20 protein-coding genes and 2 pseudogenes are annotated in these 21686 nt (G+C 61.4%); 10 read left to right on the top strand and 12 right to left on the bottom strand.

Going from position 1 to position 21686, the window contains the following annotated elements:
• Positions 1–16: 16 nt before the first annotated feature.
• The 3 genes from CO660_RS28825 to CO660_RS28815 all read right to left on the bottom strand — a co-directional run bounded on the left by CO660_RS28825 (position 17) and on the right by CO660_RS28815 (position 3315).
• The gene (locus tag CO660_RS28825; RefSeq protein WP_097601481.1) at positions 17–1483 is read right to left on the bottom strand and encodes an FGGY-family carbohydrate kinase; all 1467 of its coding nucleotides are present in this window, start codon (positions 1481–1483) and stop codon (positions 17–19) included.
• Between the two features lie 66 nt (positions 1484–1549).
• Positions 1550–2506: a transketolase family protein gene (locus CO660_RS28820; RefSeq protein WP_097601480.1), complete on the bottom strand. Its 957-nt coding sequence runs from the start codon at positions 2504–2506 to the stop codon at positions 1550–1552.
• Positions 2506–3315: a transketolase gene (locus tag CO660_RS28815; protein WP_097601479.1), complete on the bottom strand. Its 810-nt coding sequence runs from the start codon at positions 3313–3315 to the stop codon at positions 2506–2508. Before CO660_RS28815 ends, CO660_RS28820 begins: the two co-directional genes overlap by 1 nt.
• Positions 3316–3527: 212 nt before the next feature.
• On the opposite strand from CO660_RS28815, the gene CO660_RS28810 reads away from it, so the two are divergent.
• The 5 genes from CO660_RS28810 (at position 3528) to CO660_RS28790 (ending at position 8929) form a co-directional block, all read left to right on the top strand.
• Entirely contained in the window at positions 3528–4508 is a 981-nt protein-coding gene (locus tag CO660_RS28810) for an ABC transporter permease (protein ID WP_097601478.1), read from the top strand.
• 116 nt (positions 4509–4624) lie between these two features.
• A complete protein-coding gene (locus CO660_RS28805) occupies positions 4625–5554 on the top strand; it encodes a sugar ABC transporter substrate-binding protein (protein ID WP_085778401.1) in 930 nt (309 codons plus the stop codon).
• Between the two features lie 28 nt (positions 5555–5582).
• The gene (locus tag CO660_RS28800) at positions 5583–7061 is read left to right on the top strand and encodes a sugar ABC transporter ATP-binding protein (RefSeq protein WP_097601477.1); all 1479 of its coding nucleotides are present in this window, start codon (positions 5583–5585) and stop codon (positions 7059–7061) included.
• Between the two features lie 124 nt (positions 7062–7185).
• Positions 7186–7974: an SDR family oxidoreductase gene (locus tag CO660_RS28795; RefSeq protein ID WP_097601476.1), complete on the top strand. Its 789-nt coding sequence runs from the start codon at positions 7186–7188 to the stop codon at positions 7972–7974.
• A gap of 172 nt (positions 7975–8146) precedes the next feature.
• Complete coding sequence (locus CO660_RS28790) at positions 8147–8929, top strand: glucose 1-dehydrogenase (RefSeq protein ID WP_097601475.1); 783 nt, start codon at positions 8147–8149, stop codon at positions 8927–8929.
• A gap of 259 nt (positions 8930–9188) precedes the next feature.
• On the opposite strand, the gene CO660_RS28785 is transcribed toward CO660_RS28790, so the two are convergent.
• Positions 9189–9956: an SDR family oxidoreductase gene (locus CO660_RS28785; protein WP_097601474.1), complete on the bottom strand. Its 768-nt coding sequence runs from the start codon at positions 9954–9956 to the stop codon at positions 9189–9191.
• 332 nt (positions 9957–10288) lie between these two features.
• Between CO660_RS28785 and CO660_RS28780 the strand changes: the two genes are divergently transcribed.
• From CO660_RS28780 to mobB, 3 genes are read left to right on the top strand one after another with little or no spacing between them, the layout of a single operon-like run.
• Complete coding sequence (locus CO660_RS28780; RefSeq protein ID WP_097601473.1) at positions 10289–11197, top strand: DMT family transporter; 909 nt, start codon at positions 10289–10291, stop codon at positions 11195–11197.
• 9 nt (positions 11198–11206) lie between these two features.
• The gene (mobA, locus tag CO660_RS28775) at positions 11207–11836 is read left to right on the top strand and encodes a molybdenum cofactor guanylyltransferase MobA (protein WP_097601491.1); all 630 of its coding nucleotides are present in this window, start codon (positions 11207–11209) and stop codon (positions 11834–11836) included.
• Positions 11833–12354, top strand: coding sequence for a molybdopterin-guanine dinucleotide biosynthesis protein B (gene mobB / locus CO660_RS28770; protein WP_097601472.1), 522 nt, complete (start codon positions 11833–11835; stop codon positions 12352–12354). Before mobA ends, mobB begins: the two co-directional genes overlap by 4 nt.
• Here mobB and CO660_RS28765 read toward each other — a convergent pair.
• From CO660_RS28765 to CO660_RS28755, 3 genes and pseudogenes are all read right to left on the bottom strand, one after another.
• Positions 12286–14448: a hybrid sensor histidine kinase/response regulator gene (locus tag CO660_RS28765; RefSeq protein ID WP_097601471.1), complete on the bottom strand. Its 2163-nt coding sequence runs from the start codon at positions 14446–14448 to the stop codon at positions 12286–12288. The two genes, mobB and CO660_RS28765, sit on opposite strands and share 69 nt — an antisense overlap.
• A complete protein-coding gene (locus tag CO660_RS28760; RefSeq protein WP_097601470.1) occupies positions 14423–15934 on the bottom strand; it encodes an ATPase domain-containing protein in 1512 nt (503 codons plus the stop codon). The genes CO660_RS28765 and CO660_RS28760 overlap by 26 nt, the downstream gene beginning before the upstream one ends.
• Positions 15935–16097: 163 nt before the next feature.
• A pseudogene (locus tag CO660_RS28755) lies at positions 16098–16992 on the bottom strand (LysR family transcriptional regulator).
• A gap of 120 nt (positions 16993–17112) precedes the next feature.
• Between CO660_RS28755 and CO660_RS28750 the strand changes: the two are divergent.
• Both CO660_RS28750 and CO660_RS28745 read left to right on the top strand, forming a co-directional pair.
• Complete coding sequence (locus CO660_RS28750; protein ID WP_097601469.1) at positions 17113–17508, top strand: cupin domain-containing protein; 396 nt, start codon at positions 17113–17115, stop codon at positions 17506–17508.
• A gap of 12 nt (positions 17509–17520) precedes the next feature.
• Positions 17521–18095: pseudogene (locus CO660_RS28745) on the top strand (aldo/keto reductase); the annotation flags it as partial.
• 64 nt (positions 18096–18159) lie between these two features.
• On the opposite strand, the gene maiA reads toward CO660_RS28745, so the two are convergent.
• The 5 genes from maiA to CO660_RS28725 all read right to left on the bottom strand — a co-directional run bounded on the left by maiA (position 18160) and on the right by CO660_RS28725 (position 21637).
• A complete protein-coding gene (maiA, locus tag CO660_RS28740; RefSeq protein WP_097601468.1) occupies positions 18160–18795 on the bottom strand; it encodes a maleylacetoacetate isomerase in 636 nt (211 codons plus the stop codon).
• Positions 18796–18806: 11 nt separating this feature from the next.
• Positions 18807–18941, bottom strand: coding sequence for a hypothetical protein (locus CO660_RS34405; protein WP_280953019.1), 135 nt, complete (start codon positions 18939–18941; stop codon positions 18807–18809).
• Between the two features lie 40 nt (positions 18942–18981).
• On the bottom strand, positions 18982–19398 hold the full coding sequence (locus tag CO660_RS28735) for an organic hydroperoxide resistance protein (RefSeq protein ID WP_097601467.1): 417 nt from the start codon (positions 19396–19398) through the stop codon (positions 18982–18984).
• 179 nt (positions 19399–19577) lie between these two features.
• Positions 19578–20900 (bottom strand): ATP-binding protein, encoded by a 1323-nt coding sequence (locus CO660_RS28730; protein ID WP_097601466.1) that lies wholly within the window; start codon positions 20898–20900, stop codon positions 19578–19580.
• Entirely contained in the window at positions 20897–21637 is a 741-nt protein-coding gene (locus CO660_RS28725) for a response regulator (RefSeq protein WP_097601465.1), read from the bottom strand. The genes CO660_RS28730 and CO660_RS28725 overlap by 4 nt, the downstream gene beginning before the upstream one ends.
• Between the last annotated feature and the right edge of the window lie 49 nt (positions 21638–21686).

Below are 21686 nucleotides of genomic sequence, written 5' to 3'. Positions count from 1 at the left end.
ATCCCAGAGTGAATTTTTATTCACCTTTAGCCTGTGTTTCGCGGAACGTCGAGCGGGCGAGCGCATCATTCCAGCTATCGAGAAGTCCCGCGCGATCGACGGGTTGCGGCTCGATGATCTCCGTGTTTCGCGGCAACGCCGCGACAATTTCGAGATCGCTCCACATGCCGAGCGACAGTCCCGCCAGATAGGCAGCGCCCAGAGCCGAGGCCTCGGGTGCTTCGCATTGGATCACGGGATGTTCGATGAGGTTCGACACACATTGCATCAGGAAGCGGTTTTGGCTCGGTCCGCCATCCACATAGAGCGCGCCGAGTTCGCCGCCGCTTTGCGTCCGCATGGCCGCGATCACGTCATGCACCTGGAAAGCGATGGAATCGGTCACCGACCGGGCCATTTGCGCGCGAGTCGTGTTGAAGTTGATCTGGGAGAACAGGGCGCGGGCATCGGCATTCCAGTAAGGCGCCCCCAGTCCAACGAATGCCGGCACGAAGCCGGGTCCGCCCGGCTCGGCGCTCGCCGCAAGGTCGACGAGGGCCGCAACATCCTCAAGGCCGAGAATATCGGCCATCCAGGGGAGACTGGCGGCGCAAACGAGAATATTGCCTTCGAAAGCAAATGTCGGCTTTCCCCCGAGACGCCATGCGACTGTTGCCGTGACGCCGTTGCGTGGGGGAATGAAGTGCGAGAGCGTCGTCATGACCGAGGAGCCCGTCCCGAAGGTCACCTTGCCGTCGCCCGGCTTGAAGGCTCCGTGACCGAAGAGGGCAGCGTGGCTGTCGCCGATCGCGGCCATGATGGGCGTGCCGTCAGGCACTCCCGGCAATCCTTGGGTTCTGCCGAAATCGGCGGAGCTGTCGAGCACCTCGGGCAGCAGCGCGATATCGACGCCGAATATCCCGCCGAGCTCCTCACTCCATCTCTGCTCCCTGAGGTCGAACAACTGGCTCCTGGCGGCATTCGACGCATCGCAGACATGCCGGCGCCCGCCCGTCAGGCAATGGATGAGCCAACTGTCGATCGTTCCCAGCCGCACTGATTGCCCGGTCGGAATGCGGTCGAGCAGCCATCGGAACTTCGAACCCGGAAACATCGGGTCCAACGGCAGGCCTGTGAGCGCCTGCACCCGGTCAAGGTGGCCTTCGGCAATGAGCCGTTCACAATCCTGGGCCGTTCGCCGGCACTGCCAGCTGACCACCGGTCCCAGCGCCTCTCCAGTGTCGGCATCCCAGGCGGTGACGGACTCGCGCTGATTGGAAATGGCGACAGCCTCGATAGCCACATCGGGGCCAGCCTTCAGGCAAGCGTCGACGGCTTCGCAGACCGATGCGTAGAGCCGTTGTGGGTCTTGTTCGACCCAGCCCGGCTTCGGATAGCCGATACCGACAGGAGCCGAACCTCTGCCGATGATTTCTCCCTTCTCGGAAACGAGAACTGCCTTTGAATTGGTGGTGCCCTGGTCGATTGCCAGAATTGCCCGCATTCTATCCTCCCCGAATCAGGTGACGCCGCGGCAAAAAATGCGCTCCGGCCGGTCACGTGATCCCAATTACTTGCGCTCGATCAGCGACTGCGCGGCGTCGGCGATTGCGGACGGCGCCATCCCGAATTCGTCGAGCAGGAACTCTGCCGAACCGGTCGGGGCGTAGACGCCGGGAACCCCGAGACGCTTCATCGGCACTGGAGCATGGTCGACCACCACTTCGGCCACCGCGGAGCCGAGCCCGCCAAAGATTGAGTGCTCTTCGGCCGTGACGATCGCTCCGGTTTCCCTAGCTGCGGCTATGATGGCCTCCTCGTCGATCGGACGAACCGTTGCGAGATTGAGCACCCTGGCATCGATGCCGCGGTCTGCGAGAATCTCGGCAGCCCTCACGATGCGATGCGTCAATGTCCCGTTGGCGATCAGAGTGACTTGGGAACCTTGGCGAAGGAGATTCGCCTTGCCCAGTTCGAACGTATGGCCTTCCGGAAGCAGGTCGGGCACACCGACCCGCGACAGACGCAGGAAGCAGGGCCCGCTGTAGGTTGCCGCCCAGGCGACGGCAGCGGCGGTTTCGATCCGGTCGCAGGGCGCGATGACCGGGAGATTGGGCAGGACGCGCGTCCAGGCGAAGTCTTCGATCGAGTGATGAGTCGGACCGAGTTCGCCATATGCCATTCCGGACGAAATGCCGACCAACTTGACGTTGGCGTTCGAGTAGGAAATGTCGGCCTTGATCTGCTCCAGCGACCGGCCCGTGAGAAACGGAGCAGCGCCGCACACGAAGGGCAGCCGTCCGCCATTGGCAAGCCCTGCACCGACGCCGACCATGTTCTGCTCCGCGATGCCGACATTGACGAGGCGCTCCGGAAACTTCGACTTGAAGCCGCCGAGCTTGGAGGAACCGACGGAATCATTGCAGACGGCAACGATCGTTTCGTTTTCGGCAGCCAGCCGCTCGAGCGTGGAGGCGAATGCGTCGCGGCAATCGTGAAGCTTGGGTGGGTTTACTGGCGCGTTCATCACAGTGCCTCCGACAATTCTGCCAATGCGATTTCGTATTGTTCCCTACTCGGAACCTTGTGGTGCCACTCGACCCGGTCCTGCATGAACGAGATTCCATGGCCCTTGTTGGTGTGGGCGACGATGCAATGTGGCCTTGATCCCCGGTGTTCGAGAGCAGGAACGACTTCGCTCATCTTGTTCCCATTGATTTCGGTGACTTCCCAATCGAAGGCTTCAAGCTTCGGACGAAGAGGGGCGAGATCATTGGTTTCGGCGAGCGCAGCTCCCTGCTGGAACCTGTTGTGATCGATGACCAGCGTCAGATTATCGAGCTTGAACTGGGCGGCCGCCATGATCGCTTCCCAGTTGGACCCCTCCTGCATCTCACCGTCTCCGGTGACGACGTAGGTGTGAAATTTCCCGCCCGAGAGTTTGGCGGCCTTCGCCATTCCGACTGCGACCGGAAGACCGTGGCCGAGCGGCCCCGTGTTCGTCTCGACGCCAGGAACCTTATTGCAATTCGGATGTCCGTTCAGCCTCGAATGCGGCTGCAAGAAGGTGGAAATCTCCTCTTCCGGAATGAAGCCGCGTTTTGCGAGCGTCACGTAGAGAGCGCAAGCCGTATGCCCCTTTGAAAGCACGAACCTGTCGCGGTTGGGGTGTTTGGGCTGATCAGGCCAGACATTCAGCACACGAAAATAGAGGGCGGTCAAAATGTCGATGACCGACATCTCTCCACCAATATGGCCGGCGCCAGCTTCAAAAACCGCCTGGAGATCGCGCAATCGGATTTCGCGGGCGATACGCTCGAGTTCTGTCGTATCCATGGGCTCCTCGTGTGCATAAATATTCAGTCACCAATATTTTTGCACAACAGATCGATTAGTCAACCCCTCTGGCGAAGCTCTCGAGAGCGTACATCACCGGAAATGTTATTGACAGCCGGAAAGCAAGTTGTTAATGAATTTTCCAGCAGGCATGAATATTTATTCTGCACTGAACGAATAACGGATACAGGCCTAAAGCATAGGGAGGAGCAATGGTGGCGCTCGATATCAATGAACACAGGCTTTCGTCCGGTGCGTGGCTGGGCAAGCTCAAGGGAGCTACCGGCCCGCTCGTGGGTCTGCTCGCGCTATGCATCTTTCTGAGCTTCAGCACGGACACGTTTCTGTCGGTTCGAAACGGCCTGAACATTCTCGACCAGATCACCGTTCTCGGCATTATGGCGGTCGGCATGACGTTCGTCATCCTGATCGGCGGCATCGATCTCTCCGTCGGCTCGGCGCTCGCCTTGGCGATGATGGTCATGGGCTGGACCGCAAACGTCGCCGGCCTGCCCCTGCCCGTCGGCATCGCCTTTGCGCTGATCGCCTCGGCTGTTTGCGGACTGATCGTCGGACTTCTGGTGACGCAGTTCAGGGTTCCGGCCTTTATCGCCACCCTGGCAATGATGTCGGCCGCCCGCGGCGTTGCCAACATGATCACCGACGGCCAGCAAATCGTCGGCTTCCCCGACTGGTTCATGATGCTGGCGATCGATCGCCACTTTGGCGTCATGACTGCCACAGTCTTTCTTATGCTTGCGGTTGTTCTGGCGGCATGGCTTTTCCTGCACTTCCGGTCCGAAGGTCGCATGCTCTATGCGGTGGGCGGAAACGCCGAAGTTGCGCGCCTGGCCGGCATCAACGTCCCGCTCGTAACGATCAGCGTCTATGTCGTGAGTGCGGTCCTTGCGGGACTTGCAGGCGTCGTGCTCGCAGCCCGACTCGATTCCGTCCAGCCCTCCAGCGGCCTCGGCTATGAGCTCGACACCATCGCCGCGGTCGTCATCGGCGGGACGTCGCTCTCCGGCGGTGCGGGCGGCATCGGAGGAACTCTGATCGGCGTTCTCATCATCGGAGTGCTGCGCAACGGTCTCAATCTTCTCAACGTCTCACCGTTTCTTCAGCAGGTGATCATCGGCATCGTCATCGTGCTTGCGGTCGGCGCTGAAACCATTCGTCGGCGTCGAGCCTGACGAGCAGGCTCCGCCGCTTTGGCGGACCCGGAATTCCGCCCTGAAAGATCGGGGCGGATCAATAACCCGAGGGGGAGGACATACCCGAGGGTGCCATTAACAACGGAGGAACTACAATGAAAATAGCGCGCACCATGCTCGCATCTGCCGCACTGCTCGGTCTCATGCTCGGTCCGGTACACGCGGCGGAACTGAAGAAGCTCGGCCTCGCCGTCGCCAACCTGCAGGCAAACTTCTTCAACCAGATCAAGCAATCGGTCGAGGCCGAAGCCAAGAAGCGCGGCATCGAGGTCATCACGGTCGACGCCAAGGGCGACGGGCCGACACAGGTCAACCAGATCCAGGATCTTCTGACCCAGAAAATCGACGCGCTTATCTACATTCCGGCAGGTGCGGCCGCTGCGAGCGTTCCGGTCAAGCTCGCCAAGAATGCCGGCATCCCGGTGGTTAACGTTGACCGCAACGCAGAGGGGGCCCCGGGCGACACATTCCTCGCAACGGATTCCGTCGCCTCTGCCAAGGCCGTCTGCGACTATATCCTGAAGGAAGCCGGCGGCAAGGGGAAGATGGTCATCATTCATGGCCAGAAGGGCACGACCCCGGAAGTCGATCGCTCGAAGGGCTGCGGTGAATCTCTTAAGGCCAACCCGGATGTGAAGGTCGTCGCCGAGCAGTACTCCAACATCTGGAGCCAGGATGAAGGCTTCCAGATCATGCAGAACATGCTGCAGGCCAACCCGGACGTCTCGATCGTATTCGCTCAGGCTGATGCTCTTGCACTCGGCGCCGCGCAGGCAATCAAGGTCGCGAAACCTTCCCAGAAGATCGTGGTTGGCGGCTTCGACGGCGACACCGCAGCGCTCGAAGCCCTCAGCAAGGGCGTCTTCGACGTTACGGCCACTCAGCAGACACAGAAGATGGGCCGCGACGCCGTTGAAAATGCCGCCAAGCTTGTCGCCGGCGAGAAGGTACCCCCGGTCCAACTCATGGATGCCACGCTGACAACCAAGGAAAACGTCGCAGGCTTCATCGCCAACCATCCCTGATAAAGCCGAGGTCTTGAGGAGGTGTGCCATGACTGATCCCGTTCTCTCCCTGAGGGGCATATCCAAGTGGTATGGGCCGCTCCAAGTGCTGAAGAATGTCAGCCTGGACGTCTATCCCGGCGAAGTGGTTGCTCTTCTGGGTGAAAACGGAGCAGGCAAGTCCACGCTGTCGGGCATCATAGCCGGTTCCCGCACGCCGTCCGAAGGATCGATGACATGGCTGGGGCAGCCCTATGCCCCGGCCAATCCCAGGGAGGCGATCGACAAGGGCATTGTCCTGATCCACCAGGAACTGCAGCTTCTGCCACAACTCTCGGTCGCCGAAAACGTCTTCATCGGACGCTGGCCGATGAAAAACGGCGTCGTCGATCGTGCCCAGATGGTTCGCCGCGCCCAGGACCAGCTCGCTCGCTTGAACCTTCACATACCGGCAACGCGGAAGGTCGCCGGCCTTTCCACGGCAAATCAGCAACTCATCGAGATCGCCAAGGCGCTGGCGCTCAACGCAAAGCTGCTGATCCTCGATGAGCCGACGGCCGCCCTCGGCGGCGCAGAGACGGAAGCTCTGTTCGAACAGGTTCGCAAGCTTCGGTCGGAAGGCGTGGGCATTGTCTACATTTCCCACCGTATGGAAGAGATCAAGAAGATCACTGACCGGATCGTCGTTCTTCGCGACGGCGAGCGGGTGCAGGAATTCGCAGACAGCGCCACCCCGGTGCGAACCATTGTCGAGAGCATGGTCGGTCGCCCGCTTGACCGCCTGTTCCCCGCCCTGCCCGTTCCGACGGACCGTCCGGTCCTTCAAGTCTCCGGCCTGAGTTCGCCGGACGACTCGTTCCGTGACATCACCTTCGAGGTGCGGGCCGGCGAAATTCTCGGCATCGCCGGGCTGGTCGGCGCCGGCCGCACCGAACTGGTGCGTGCGATTTCGGGCGCAGATCCGATCAGCGCCGGTTCCATCAGGCTGGAAGGCGAGGAACTGAGCCTGCGCGATCCCGCGGACGCTATCGCGAGGGGTATCGTGATGGTTCCCGAAGACCGCAAGGAGCAAGGCCTCGTCGTCGGGCACCGGATCAGCGAGAACATCGTCTACGCCAATCTCGACAAACTGGGCGGCGGCTGGATCACGCCGCGCATCAAGCGCGCCTTTGCGGAAAAGGCCGTCGCCAAGTTCGGCGTCAAGGGCCGTGCCGAGCAATACGCCTCGGACCTATCAGGCGGCAATCAGCAGAAGGTCGTCATCGCCAAGTGGCTCATGCGCGATCCCAAGGTCGTCGTGCTCGACGAACCGACGCGAGGCATTGATGTCGGCGCCCGCGCCGGCATCTACGACATTATCGTAAATCTCGCCAAACAGGGCGTGGCGGTCATCGTTGTAAGCTCGGACCTCGAGGAAGTCCTCGGCGTCTCCAATCGCATTCTCGTGCTTGCCCAAGGCAAGCAGGCGGGAATTCTTAATCGTGACCAGGCGAATGACGTTTCGGTCATGGAGCTCGCCACCATCTAAAACAATTCCAACAAAAGTGTGAAGCGGTTTTGCGTCAGGAATTGCGTGAAAACAAAGAGGTAGGGCATTTGCGTGATTCGAAGAAAAACGGAAATGCTCTGAACAACCAGAGAAAGGAAGAGCGGTGTCCGACATCACTCTGAACGCCCCGAAGCTTTTCGATCTCAGCGGCCAGGTCGCCATCGTCACCGGCGCCGGCAGCGGCATCGGGCAGCGCATTGCCATCGGCCTTGCCCAATGCGGCGCCGACGTGGCTCTGCTCGACCGCCGGACCGATGACGGACTGGCCAAGACGGCTGAACATATCAGCGCCGCCGGCCGCCGCTCGATCCAGATTGCGGCCGATGTAACGAGCAAAGCCTCCCTTGCAGACGCCGTCGCGCGCACCGAAGCCGATCTCGGCGCCCTGACCCTTGCAGTGAATGCTGCCGGCATCGCCAACGCCAACCCGGCGGAGGAGATGGAAGAGGACCAATATCAGACGCTGATGGATATCAATCTGAAAGGCATATTCCTTTCCTGCCAGGCCGAAGCCCGTGCAATGTTGAAGAATGGACGCGGCTCCATTGTCAACATCGCCTCCATGTCCGGTGTGATCGTCAACCGGGGACTGAGCCAGGCGCATTACAACGCCTCTAAGGCGGGCGTCATCCATATGTCGAAGTCTATGGCCATGGAATGGGTCGACCGCGGCATTCGCGTCAACACCATCTCCCCCGGATACACCGCAACGCCGATGAACACCCGTCCTGAGATGGTCCACCAGACCAAGCTCTTCGAAGAGCAGACGCCGATGCAGCGCATGGCAACCGTCGACGAAATGGTAGGTCCGGCGGTGTTCCTTCTGTCGAATGCAGCAAGTTTCGTGACCGGCGTCGATCTTCTCGTCGATGGCGGTTTCTGCTGCTGGTGATGAGATGAGAAGCCGGCAGCTGGACAATGAACGGTCTCGCTCCCTCCCTGGCTGAGACCGAGGCGCTGAAGGGACCAACGGGCACGACGGCGCGCGATATCGTCGTCTTCACGCCGGACAGCCGCGGGCCGCGCCCAGATTTGCTGTTATGTCAGGATACGAGGGAAAGAGCATGAAACGCTTCGAAAACAAGACTGTCGTCATTACCGGAGGCAGCCGCGGCATCGGCGCTGCCATCGCCAAACGCTTTGCCCGCGAAGGCGCCAATCTCGTCGTCTCGGCAAATGAGGACTTGGTCCATGGCGTTGCCGAAGGGATCAGATCCGAAGGCGGCAAGGCGATCTCCTTCATCGGTGACGTTACCGACAAGGCGAGCGTCATCGCGCTCTACGATGCCGCCGAAAAGGAATTCGGCACCGTCGACGTCTCTATCCAGAACGCAGGCGTCATCACTATCGCCCGCGTCGAGGATCTGACCGAAAACGAGTGGGACAAGGTCATGGCCGTCAACACCAAGGGCGTTTTCCTCTGCGCCCAGGAGGCCATTGCAAGAATGCGCAAGCACAAGCGCGGAGGCCGGATCATCAACACCGCCTCCGGCCAGGCCCGCGACGGTTTCATCTTCACGCCGCACTATGCCGCCTCGAAAATGGGCGTCGTTGGCATCACCCAGAGCCTCGCCAAGGAAGTCGCGACCGATAACATCACCGTCAACGCCTTCTGCCCCGGCATCATCGAGACCGACATGTGGGCCTATAACGACCAGGCCTGGGGCAAGCTGCTCGGCAATTACGGCCCGGGCGAGCTGATGAAGGAATGGGTCGAGGGCATCCCGATGAAACGCGCCGGCTCCGGCGAGGACGTCGCCGGCCTGGTGACCTTCCTCGCCAGCGACGACGCCGCTTACATCACCGGCCAAACGATCAATGTGGATGGCGGGTTGATTATGTCCTAGGCGGGCTGGGAAGGCATTGAAGCTGGAACCTGAAGCAGCCATATACCTTTCGCTTGCCGCCGACGCTCCTCGCTCCCTCATCTGCCCTGACGGGCATCTTCTCTCCGCTGTGGAGAAGAGGGAGCAAGGCGCCGCCACGAGTCCCTTCTCCCCTCGGGGAGAAGATGCCGCCAGGCAGATGAGGGGGCCACACGGCACGCCCTTCATTGCCTGGCTTCGCTGAGCACCAGCGAAGACAAAATGAACGCCCCTCACCCAATTACGTCCGGCTGATCGACACCCCACCATCCGCCAACATCGCCGTCCCCGTCACGAAGCTAGACAGGTCGGACGCCAGGAAGAGCGCCGCATTGGCGATCTCTTCTGGCAGCGCCATGCGTTTCAACGCATGAAGCCCATTGACGAAGGCGAGCAGTTCCGCGGTGGCATCGGGCGCGTTAGTGATGCTGGCAGGCGTATCGGTCCCACCAGGCAGCAGCGCGTTGACGCGGATTTTGCGGGACGCAAGTTCAACGGCCAGCACCTGCACGAGACCGATTAAGCCGGCCTTGCTCGCCGCATAGGCGCCCATGCCGGGCATGCCGGCAGTGTAGCCGACGAAGGTGGAGGTGAAGATCAGCGAACCGCCGCCCTCTCCCATCGCTGCCGACTGGTGCTTGGCGCCGAGGAAGGCGGCCGTCAGATTGGTCTCGATCGTCTCGCGCCAGCCCTCCAGTGACACTCCTCCGACCGGCCCCATCTCGCCGAGTCCACCGGCATTGTTGAAGGCGATATCGAGCGTGCCGAACCGCGAAATCGCTGTTTTGGCCAGCCTTGCTTGCAGCGCCTCGTCCCTGACGTCGCCGGCAATGGCGACAGCCTCCCCGCCCTCTGCCTCGATCTCGGCGACGACGGCATCGAGCGCCTCCTGCCGCCGGCCGTTGATTACCAGTCTCGCGCCTTGGCGTGCAAAAACCTTCGCGGCCGCACGGCCGATGCCTGAGCTTGCGCCGGTGATAATCGCGGTTTTGTCGTTCAGAAGTGTCATGTCCGTTTCTCCTCAGTTGTCGAGGCATCCCAGATCTCAGACATCAGCCGATGCAGCCACCCGTTTCCCGCGCGCAAAGGCAAAACTCGCCGAATGCGCATGGTCTTGATCAGCGATCAGTTTCGCAACCGGGTTGGGAAGGAAATTATACTGGCCACATCGGATTCGCGAGCTAGATCGGCATTTGACGCAAGTTCCATATAGTCGCCTGCCGTAACGTCAGCGTCATTGTGCGCTGCATCATCGATTTATCCCAGGGTGTGACATTCATTCGATTCCCTTCATTTATCTTCCCGACTAAGAAGGAGCGCACAGGTAAAGGGAATCTCTTCATGTCGCGGTCACGCAATACCGAGGGCGCCATCTATATGAGCATGGCGATGGCCGGCTTTTCCGCGAGCGACGCACTCTCCAAATCGGTGATCGCCCATATGAATGCGGGCGAGATCATGTTCCTGCGCGGCCTTTTCACCAGCCTGCTCATCTTTCTGATTGCGTGGAAAATGGGCGCGCTGCGCTCCTGGCGCGTCGTGCTGAAGCCGATGATCATTCTCCGCATCATCTGCGAGATGCTCTCTGCCGTCACCTATATCACCGCGCTCGGCATGATGCCGATCGCCAATGCCTCAGCGATCCTGCAGTCACTGCCGCTGGTCGTCACCTTCGGCGCCGCGCTCTTCTTCAAGGAGCCTGTCGGCTGGCGGCGCTGGTCGGCGATCCTCGTCGGTCTCGTCGGCGTGATGATCATTATCCGCCCCGGCCCCGAAGGGTTCACCGCCGCCGCCCTCCTCTGCGTCGGTGCGGTCATGACGACGGCCGGCCGCGATCTCGCCACCCGCTCGATCGATCCGGAGATTCCATCGTTGATGATCACCGTCATCACCGCGACCTCCATCTCCTTCTTCGGCGCGCTTCTCATTCCCGTGCTCGGCGGCTGGCAGCCGGTCAGCGTGACTTCCCTTGGACACCTCCTTCTCGCCTCAGTGCTGGTACTCGTCGGCTATCAGTCGGTGATCCTCGCCATGCGCACCGGGGAAATTTCCTTCGTCGCGCCCTTTCGTTATACCAGCCTGATCTTCTCCTCGCTGCTCGGCTTTTTCTTCTTCGCTGAAGTGCCTGACAGCTGGACACTCCTCGGTGCCGCAATCGTCATCGCTTCCGGCCTCTATACGTTCTATCGTGAAGCCAAGCGCCGCGTGCCCCCGATCGCGCAGGAATCGGCGCCGCGCTCACCGGTTTGAGGCAGGATGATGGCTGAACTCCCGCTCGACAGATCCGACATAGCAGGCGTCGTGCTGGCCGGCGGCCGCTCGCAGCGCATGGGCCGCGACAAGGCGGAGGTGATGCTCGGAACCGAGAGCCTGCTTCGCCATGTGCTGCTCCGTCTCTCGCAGCAGGTCATCTCAGTTGCTGTCAACGCTGACGCAGTCGCCGAGGACGTGGCCGCGGTTCCCGACCGCATTCCTGGCAAGGCCGGGCCGATGGCCGGCATCCACGCGGCCATGGTCTACGGCGCTGGCCTTCCGGCGATTTCCCATGTCGTAACCGTCTCTGTGGATTGCCCGTTCTTTCCCATCGATCTCGTCGCCCGTCTGGCCGCAGCCCTGGAGCACCCGTCGCAGATCGCCATTGCCGCCTCCGAGGGCCGCAGCCATCCGGTCTTCGGTCTCTGGCCGGTGACACTGGCCGCCGATCTGGAAGCCTGGATCGCTACCGACGAGAAACGCCGCGTGCGTGACTTCCTGTTGCGGCATGACGTTACGGAAGTGGTATTTCCGCTGCATCCGACCCGCGCCAGCCTGCTCGACCCCTTCTTCAACATCAACACGCCTGACGATCTCATCGAGGCAGAACGCTGGCTGGAGGCCCTGCGCACATGACCGCACCGAAAATCTTCGGCATCGCCGGCTGGAAGAACTCGGGCAAAACCGGACTTGCCGTCCGGCTGGTGACGGAGTTCACCCGCCGCGGCTACAGCATCTCGACGATCAAGCATGCCCATCACGATTTCGACATCGACAAGGTCGGAGCCGACAGCTACCGTCACCGCCAGGCCGGCGCTCATGAGGTCACCATCGTCTCCGGCACCCGTTACGCCATCATGCATGAGCTCCGCGGCGCCCCAGAGCCCGCGTTCGAGGAAATCCTCGCCCGGCTTGCCCCTTGTGATCTCGTCCTGATCGAAGGCTATAAGCGCGAGCCGATCCCGAAGATCGAAGCTCGACGCCTGGAGGCCGCCAATCGCGAACCGCTCGCGCCGACCGATCCTCATATCTGCGCGATCGCCGCCGATCACGCGGTAGTGGACACGTCCCTGCCGGTCTTCGATCTAGACAACACAGGCGCCATCGCCGATTTCATCGCGGCTGTCGTCGGCCTTGGACAGGTGAGCGCCTGAAGCACCTGCATTGCGGCCAGGTCTCAAAATCGGAGGCGCGGCGCTTGCCATTGCCTTGGTAATTTCCTTGGCGAGTTGAGCCTGATTGTAGGGCTTTCCCAATCGCGGAAGATCAATGTCCGTGCCGGCGGGAAGATCGGCATAACCTGTCGCCAGAACGATCGGCAGGTGCGGGTACAGGCCCCGCACCGACTGGGCGAGCTGCGCGCCCGTCATGCCGGGCATCGAATAATCGGTGATCATCAGGTCGAAATGCTCACCGCTCCTGATGAGCTCGAGCGCCTCGGAGCCGGAATTTGCTTCGACGACCTCGTGGCCGAGATCTTCCAGTATGTCGACCGAACTCATCGCGATCAGCGCATCGTCATCGACCAAAAGAATCCTCAACCTCGACGCGGCTTGAGGTGCAGGCAATTCATCGACCGGCCGCTCGGGGCACAGTCCGGTCGCCGGAAGCCACAATTCCGCGGTCGTTCCCACCCCAACTTCACTTTCCAGAACAAGAGCGCCGTTGAGCTGGACGGCAAGCCCGTGGATCATCGACAGGCCAAGACCTGTCCCCTTTCCGAGCTCCTTGGTCGAAAAAAACGGATCGACCGCCTTCTTCAGCGTGTCCGCATCCATACCGATGCCGCTATCGGCGACCGCAAGCACAAGATAGCTGCCCTCGCCGACATCGCGATCATTACCTATAACCTGTTCCTCGCGCAGGGATATGCACAGCGTGCCTCCTTCCGGCATCGCATCACGGGCATTGACCGCAAGGTTGAGCAGGGCCAGTTCCAGCTGGTTCGCATCGGCGAGCGCCGGCGGCAACGCAGCCGGCAGCATGGTCTCGATGCTGACCGAGGGGCCGACCGAGCGCCGCAGCAGGTCGTTCATCCCCAAAACCAGTTCGGCGAGATCGACGGGCTTGACCTGCAGATCCTGCTGTCTTGCAAAAGCCAGCAATCGCTGCGTCAGCGCCGCTCCCCGCCGTGCCCCCTGCAGTGCACCTTCGACCAGACGCGTCGCCTTGGCATCTCCGGCGACATGCTTTCCCAGCAGCTCCAGATTTCCAAGAACGACCATCAGCAGGTTGTTGAAATCATGGGCGACGCCGCCCGTGAGTTGGCCGATTGCCTCCATTTTCTGGGATTGGCGAAGCTGCTCCTCGGCGCGTTCACGCTGGGCAACCTCCTCGATCAGGGTCTGATGGGCAGCGTTGACCTCCCTCGTCCGCTCCCTGACGCGTTCTTCGAGATTTTCGTTGAGCCGTCTCAGATTTTCCTCGGCGGTCTTGCGAGCCGTGGTGTCGGAGCAGACGCCGACGAGCTTCTTGGCGGAACCATATCTGTCGGCATAGAGCTGCGCGTGGACCTCTGTCCAATGCAAGGATCCATCCGGCCAAATCGTCCTGTGCTCGATCGAATAGTCCCGCCCCGTGTCGATCGTCTGGCGCAGGCTTGCCTGCACCAGATTCCGGTCCTCGGGATGGATGCTTGCGATCAAATCGTCGTAAGTCACTTCATCGTCTGGATCTCGGCCGAAAATCGCCTTGCATGTCGCCGAGACGGACAAGGCCGTCGAGGACAGTTCCAGCTCCCATGCCCCGAGACGACCAGCGGCGAGCGCCGTCTGCAGCCGCCGCTCTCCCTCGCTGAGGGCCTCGAGCTGCGCGCGCGCTTCGTACTGGCGCTGACGTCCCTTCAGGGCGGTCCGGGCAACGCTGATGAAGGACGTTGCATGGAACGGCCTTTCGAGGAAGGTGACGTTGCCGAGTACCTCGGAAAGCCTGGCCGCACCCGGATTTCGCTCAGGCCCGCCACCCCGCGTGGTGAGGACTATGAACGGCAGGTCCGACCAGCTCGGCTGGGCCGAAACCCAGGCGGCGATCGCCTTCAGATCGCTCGAGCGAACCGCTTCTTCCGTCAGAACGCCGAACGCGATGTCATCGCTGAGTGACGAGGCGAACATGGAGAGGTCGGCCGCAGCAATCGATGCCAGTCCGGCCTCGTCGATCAACGAAATGGCCACCCAGGCGTCACGCCCGGCCGGGGCGTAGATCAGTGCTTTCGGTTTGCCGGAATTAGGAATTGCCGCTATCCCCACCATCGCTCGACAGGAGCGGCGCCGAAGTGCCGATGAATTCAGGCACGCCGCGAAGCACGCCCTGGAACCCGATGAGGGGCTCTCCAAGCGTCAGCCCGGAAGCGTCGATGCGGTACTCCCGGATGGTATCTTCGTGAAAGCCGGTCCGCTTCTTGATCACCGAAACCGCCCGCCGTACCTTTCCCGCAGCCTCGAAGTAGCGCAGAAGAATGACGGTATCGGCGAGATACGTAACGTCGACAGGTGCCTTCATGTCACCAACCAGGCCATGTTGGGCGACGGTCAGAAAGGTGTTGGCGCCACGCCTGTTCAGATATTGCAGCAGCTCATGCATGTGAAGGATCAGCGAGTTCTCATCCGGCATTGAAGACTGATATCCGTTGATACTGTCGATGATGACTGTTTTTGCTCCCGATTTGTCGACGCAGTCGCGCACCCGGTGGGCGAATTCGCCCGGCGACAGTTCGGCGGCATCGAGCTGTTCGATGTGGATTTGATCCGCATCCCTCATCGCTTCGAGATCGAATCCGAGCGCCTTCAGGCGCGCAAAGAGCAAGCCGAGCTCCTCGTCGAAGATGAAGGCCGCCGCCTTCTCGCCCCGTGCGACCGCCGCCGCCAGGAACTGAAACGAAAACGTGCTTTTGCCTGTGCCGGAAGGACCGAGGATAAGCGTGCTGGAACCTCGTTCAAGGCCGCCCCCAAGAAGAAGGTCCAGCTTCGGGATATTGCAGGAAATCTGATCACGGAGGTACGTCGATCTGTGTTCGGCGGCAACAAGGCGGGGAAACACCATGACGCCGCCGGTCTGAATTATGAAATCGTGATAACCGCCCCGGAAGGCTTGTCCGCGATATTTTATGATTCTTAGACGTCGGCGCTCGGAACCATAACTCGGCGCCAGTTCCTCGAGATGGATGACGCCGTGAACGACGCTGTGCACCGTCTTGTCGAGCACGTCGGAGGTGAGATCGTCAAGCAGAAGGACCGTCGCGCCCCGTCGGGCAAAATAATGTTTGAGCGCCAGGATCTGGCGGCGATAGCGAAGTGAGCTTTGTGCAAGCAGCCTTATTTCCGAAAGGCTGTCGAGAACCACGCGACGAGGATTGACCCGCTCGAAAGCGGCAAAAATCTCCTTTGTCGTCTCCCCAAGTTCGAGATCCGATGAATAGAGCAGGCTCTGCTGCTGATCGGCATCAAGCAGGCTTTCCGGCGGCACGACCTCGAAGACCTCGATATTGCCGTCGATCACCATCCCATGCGACGCGGCGCCGGCCCGCAATTCGCTCTCCGTTTCCGAAAGGGTGATGTAGAGCCCTTGCTCGCCGAGTCGTGCGCCTTCGATAAGGAACTGCAGGGCAATGGTGGTTTTGCCCGCTCCCGGATTCCCTTCCAGTAGAAACACGTGGCCCGTGGAAAGTCCGCCCGCCAGAATTGTGTCTAAACCGGACACTCCAGTCCGAGCTTTCGTGGCAGCCACAGCAGTATTCATTCATTGTTTCCTTCAGTTTTTATTTGAAGTAGCGGCGACCGATAGAATGTCAAATCAGCCGCGCAGTGCCATTTGCCGCGGCTTCAAAGAGCTATGGAGGTCCGTTTGGGAAGGTCGTCGGCGCTGATCTGCATGCGTGGGCTGTCGGCCGGGAAACAGGCCTCTATCGCCGAAGGCGAAGGGCATCCACGACCAGCGCGAAAGCCGCCGAAGCATGCCGGCGGCTCGGATAGTAGAGATGGTAGCCGGGAAACGGCGGGCACCAGTCTTCTAGCACGCGCGTGAGCCGGCCGCTGGCAACATGCAGTTCCACGGCATCCTCCGGCATATAGGCCAGCCCCGCTCCGGCGAGCGCCGCGTTCAGCCGCAGCGCAATATTGTTGAACACCAACTGTCCTTCGACGCGAACCTTCAGCTCGTGTCCGTCCTTCTCGAACTCCCACGCATAGATGCCGCCATAGGTCGGCAGGCGCAGGTTGATGCAGTTGTGGTCCATAAGATCCTGCGGCCTTAGAGGTTTCGGCCTTCTTTCGAAATAGGCGGGAGCGCCGACCACCGCCATGCGCATGTCAGGGCCGATGCGCACCGCGATCATGTCCTTCGCCACCTGTTCCCCCAGCCGCACGCCCGCATCGTAGCGTTCGGCGACGATGTCGGTCAGGCCGTAATCGACGATGATCTCGACATTGATATCGGGATAGTCAGGCAGGAGCTTTTCAAAAGCCGGCCAGAGCACCGTCTCCGCGGCATGCTCGCCGGCATTGATGCGGATGGTGCCTGCCGGCTTCTCGCGGAAAAGCGCTGAGAGCTGCGAGTTCGGCCTCGATCTCGTCCATCCGCGGACCGATGGTGGCGAGCAGGCGCTGACCGGCCTCCGTCGGCGAGACGCTGCGCGTCGTGCGCGTCAGCAATCGCAGCCCAAGCCGCTCCTCCAGCCCCCGGATCGTGTGGCTGAGCGCTGATTGCGATACGCCCAGCTTCCCTGCCGCCTTCGTGAAACTCTGTGCGCGGGCAACGGCAAGAAAGACGACGAGATCATCAATGGCTGGGCGCGGCATTTATGAAACTTTCTCATAGGTCCTTGCCGCTGTTACCATCTAATCCGAGCCAAAGCCACGCGCTACCTATTCTAGAACGCGGACAATCCTGTCCGGACCGCAGACACAGGAAGCACGATCATGGAAATCAAACGAAACGGTTCGCAGCCTTCGGCCAAGGGGCCGAAAGACTGGTTTACCGGCACGGTGCGCATCGACCCGCTGTTTTCCGTCACCGGTCCCGCTCGCGCCGCCGGCGCCAGCGTCACTTTCGAACCCGGCGCCCGCACCGCCTGGCACACCCACCCGCTCGGTCAGACGCTGATCATCACGGCAGGCTGCGGCCGCGTCCAGCGTGAAGGCGGCCGCATCGAGGAGATCCGTCCTGGAGACGTGGTCTGGTTCGCTCCGGGCGAGCGGCATTGGCACGGCGCCGCGCCAATGACCGCGATGACCCACATCGCCATCCAGGAACAGCTCGAAGGCAAGGTCGTCGACTGGATGGAGCATGTCACCGACAGCGAATATCGAGGCTGAAGGGAAAGGGCTATGCGGTTGCGTCAACGTCGAAACAGCGGACTTCAAGTCTCGGACATCGGTCTCGGCTGCATGGGGCTGAGTTATGGTAATGGGCCGGCGACAGTATCCAGGATGCCGTCGCACTGATCCGGCGGGCCGTCAAACGCGGCGTGACATTCTTCGACACCGCCGAAGCCTATGGCCCCTACAACAACGAATCCGCAGAGCGAATATTCGCTCTGGTGGCGCGAAGCTGAGCAGGACATCCTGCCGGTGCTCGAAGAACTCGGCACCGGCTTCATTCCATTCAGCCCGCTCGGCAAGGGCTTCCTCACCGGCGCAATCAGCGAGGCTACTACATTCGACAGCAAGGATTTCCGCAACATCGTGCCGCGCTTTTCGCAGGAAGCACGAAAGGCCAACCGCTCGCGGACATCGCCGCGCGCAAACGCGCCACCTCCGCTCAGGTGGCGCTCGCGTGGCTGCTTGCCCAGAAGCCCTGGATCGTACCGACCCCAAGTACCACCAAGCTGCATCGCCTGGAGGAGAACATCGGGGCAGCGCAGCTCAACCTGACTGCCGGGGATCTCGGCAGCCTCGAAAGTGACCCTCGCCACGATGATCGTTAGAAAGCCGTTATCAACCGCGGCCGCTTCTCCATCGTTCACGTCATTTCCTTGGCGCCGGGGCATTCTCCTGAAACGCCGGTATCGCCTCGAGCTTCGCAACGATGTCCGCAATACCAGGCCATTGGGCGAGATCGAAGCCCAAGCGCCGGGCACTGATTGCCTGCGGGAAGAGGAAAATATCGGCAAGACCAGGCCGATCGCCGTTGGCGAAGGAACCATGCCTGCGGCCAGCGATCATCCTCTCGACCGCACCCATCCCCTCGCCAATCCAATGACGGCTCCAGGCGGCAATGGCATCGCCATCCGCCTGAAAGGCGGTCTTGAGATGCAGGCCGATCCGCGGCGGCAGAAGCGCGTGGATCTCGGCGGCAATCGCCAGCGCGATCGACCGGGCCTGCGCCCTGTCTTCGGCGGTCTCAGGCATCAGAGGCGGCTCAGGCTGAATCTCGTCGAGATATTCGACGATCGCCAGCGACTGGGTGATGAGCGCGCCGCTATCCGTCAGCAAAGCCGGCACCAGCCCCTGAGGGTTGACGCTGCGATATCCATCCTGCCGGCTCTCGGCCTCTTCGCCGAGGATCGAGACCGGCAGTGCTTCGGCCGTCAGTCCCTTCAGGGCGAGCGCGATCCGGACCCTCGATGTGGCCGAAGAAATTTCATTCTGGTAGAGTTTCACTGTCTTTCTCCCTATTGATCCGAGGAGGCTGCGGACGCCGCCGCGACGAGGCTCGCCAGCGGCGAAGGCTCGCGCGAACTCACGTCATAAACGCAGGGCGCGGCGAAGACCGTAGCTCCCAGAATGCAGATGATCATCAATCTCATCAAATCCTCCATCCTGAGGCCGACCGGCAATCCCTGTGCGTCAGGCAACGGTCACTTCGACGTGGACATTGCCGCGCGTCGCCTTCGAATAGGGGCAGGTCCGGTGCGCCTCATCCACCAGCGCCTTTGCCACATCCGCTTCGATGCCAGGTAGACTGACCTTGAGACGGGCCTGCAGGAAATAGTCGCCATCGGTCGCACCGAGGTCGACCTCGGCATTCACAGCGGTCTCTGCCGGCAGCCTGACCTTCAGCTTGCCGGCAGCAATGCCGATCGCACCAATGAAGCAGGCCGACCAGCCGGCTGCGAAAAGCTGTTCGGGATTGGTGCCGGGCCGGGCGCTGCCGGGAGGCGAGAGCCTGATGTCCAGCTCTCCGTCATCGCTCTGCGAGGCGCCGTCGCGTCCGCCGGTGGTGCGGGTCCTGCCGGTATAAAGTACCTTGTCGATCTTGGTCACGGAAACACTCCTTGTTGCGTCGCTTCATGCGACTGGCCGCTACCGCGGCCGGGTTGACGGAGTGCGGTTTGACGGATCGATATATCCAGCATGTTTCCGGAATCGGCGGAAATGTCACAAAACGTAGCATCCGGCGTCCAGGACATTTTCCCGTACAATCCATTCCGATAATTTCAACATCACCGAATGATGACTTCCGCCGCCAGTCCGCCACCCGAGCGATTGTAGAGCTTCAGAGAACCGCCGATCTTGGCCGTCAGCTGCTGGGCGATTGCCAGCCCGAGACCTGTGCCGCCCGTCTCCCGGTTGCGAGATTGCTCGAGCCGGAAGAAGGGCTGCATCGCGGCTTCGAGCATATCATCCGGAATGCCGGGTCCGCGATCCATAACGCTGATGACGACGGAATTGTCAGCGCCTCGCTCGACGCTGATCTCGGCGGCGCCGGCAAACTTCAAGGCATTGTCGATGAAATTCGACAGGATACGGCGAAGGGCGTGCGGCCTGGTGAAGGCGGCGCCTTCAACCAGACCGACGACCGTAACGGCCTTTCCAGTGTCCTGATAGTCGTAGGCTATACTGTCGATGAACGAGGCGAGATCGATGCGGGCGTTCTTCTCTCCGCTGCCGTGGGCGCTGCGCGCATAGGCGATGCCGTCCTGGACGAGACGCTGGATCTCGGCGAGATCATGCACCAGCTTGTCCTTCTCAGGTGAATCCTCCGCCATGTCGGCGCGCAGCCGCATGCGGGTGATCGGCGTCTGCAGATCATGCGAGATCGCCGCCAGTATCTGCACCCGTTCCTCGAGATAATGGGCGATCCTCTCCCGCATCGCATTGAACGCTCTTGCCGCATGCGCCACCTCGCTCGGACCGGCCTCGCTCAAAACCTGACCGTCCTTATCAGGATCGAGCGCATCGGCAGCAGCGGCGAGCTCACCGAGCGGCCGGATCGCCTGGCGGACCGCAAACCAGGTGCAGAGAACGAGCAGCGCCATCTGGATCGCGAAAACATAAGGCAGCCATGCGGCGATCGGCATCACGCCTCTCGGTGTGACATCGATCGTCAGAGGAGTTCCGTCGCTCAGCGTCAGATGCGCTTGCAGCCGGTTCACCTCCCCTGGAATCCGTTCGATGCGGATCGGAAAGCGGTGCGCCACGGCCGCCTCTATCTTTCCGGCGATCTCCCTCGCCTTGCTGGAGCTGTCGGGCGCACCGGCAAGGCCAGTCCCAAGTTCGAAACGGTAGTTGCCGCGGCTCAGCCAGTCCAGAAGGTCGCCGCGCTCACTTGCCGGAAGCCGATCGAGAACGGCAATCGATGTCGCGACGTCGTTCTCCAGCGTGCCGAGCATCACCGCCTTGGCCGACATGTAGCGCTCCATGTAGAGAACACTGAAGGAGAGCCCATAGGCGAAGGCCAAACCGATCAAAAGAATGAGAAATATCCGCGATCGCAGAGCTCTCGGCCACGTCAGGTTCGCCAGGATGGGAATATCGGCTCTCATCGGCGCGGCTCAGAAATTTCGACCGGCACCGAGAAGACATAACCTTCGCTGCGCACCGTCTTGATATAGGTCGCCTCGCGCGCATCGTCCCCCAGGCGCTGCCGCAGGCGGCTGACAAGAAGATCGATCGAGCGATCGAAGAGTTCGGCGTCGCGGCCCTGCGTCAGGCTCAGAAGCTGGTCGCGGTTGAGCACGCGCTGCGGATGGTCGATGAAGACACGAAGCAGGCGGTATTCGGCACCGCTCAAGGCAATCGCGGTCCCTTCCTTGTCGAGAAGGTGACGTGCGACCGTGTCGAGCCGCCAGTCACCGAAGGTCAGCAATTGACCAGCCTCACTGATCTGCAGGTTGGGCGGCAGCATGCGGGTACGCCGCAGCACCGCCTTGATGCGGGCAAGAAGCTCGCGCGCGGCAAAGGGCTTGGCAAGATAGTCGTCGGCGCCCATCTCCAAACCGAGGATTCTGTCCATCTCGTCGGTGCGGGCCGTCAGCATCAGGATCGGGATCGCCTTGTGCCGGCCGGCGCGCAATTCGCGGCACAGCACCAGCCCGTCGTCGCCGGGCATCATCACGTCGAGCACGATCAGGTCGACGGCATTCGCTTCCAGAAAACTGCGCATCTGCCGCCCATCCGCGGCAACGCTGGTCCTGAGGCCATTCTTCTGCAGATAGCCCGAGACCAGCTCGCGGATTTCACGATCGTCGTCGACGATCAGGATGTGATCGACATGATCCATATTGCCTATTCCTCACGATTGCGGCCGCGCCCGCCGCCTCGCTCTTATC

Source organism: Rhizobium sp. L9, assembly GCF_002531885.1.
Classification (GTDB): Bacteria; Pseudomonadota; Alphaproteobacteria; order Rhizobiales; family Rhizobiaceae; genus Rhizobium.
This window is presented reverse-complemented; position numbering and strand designations above follow the sequence as displayed.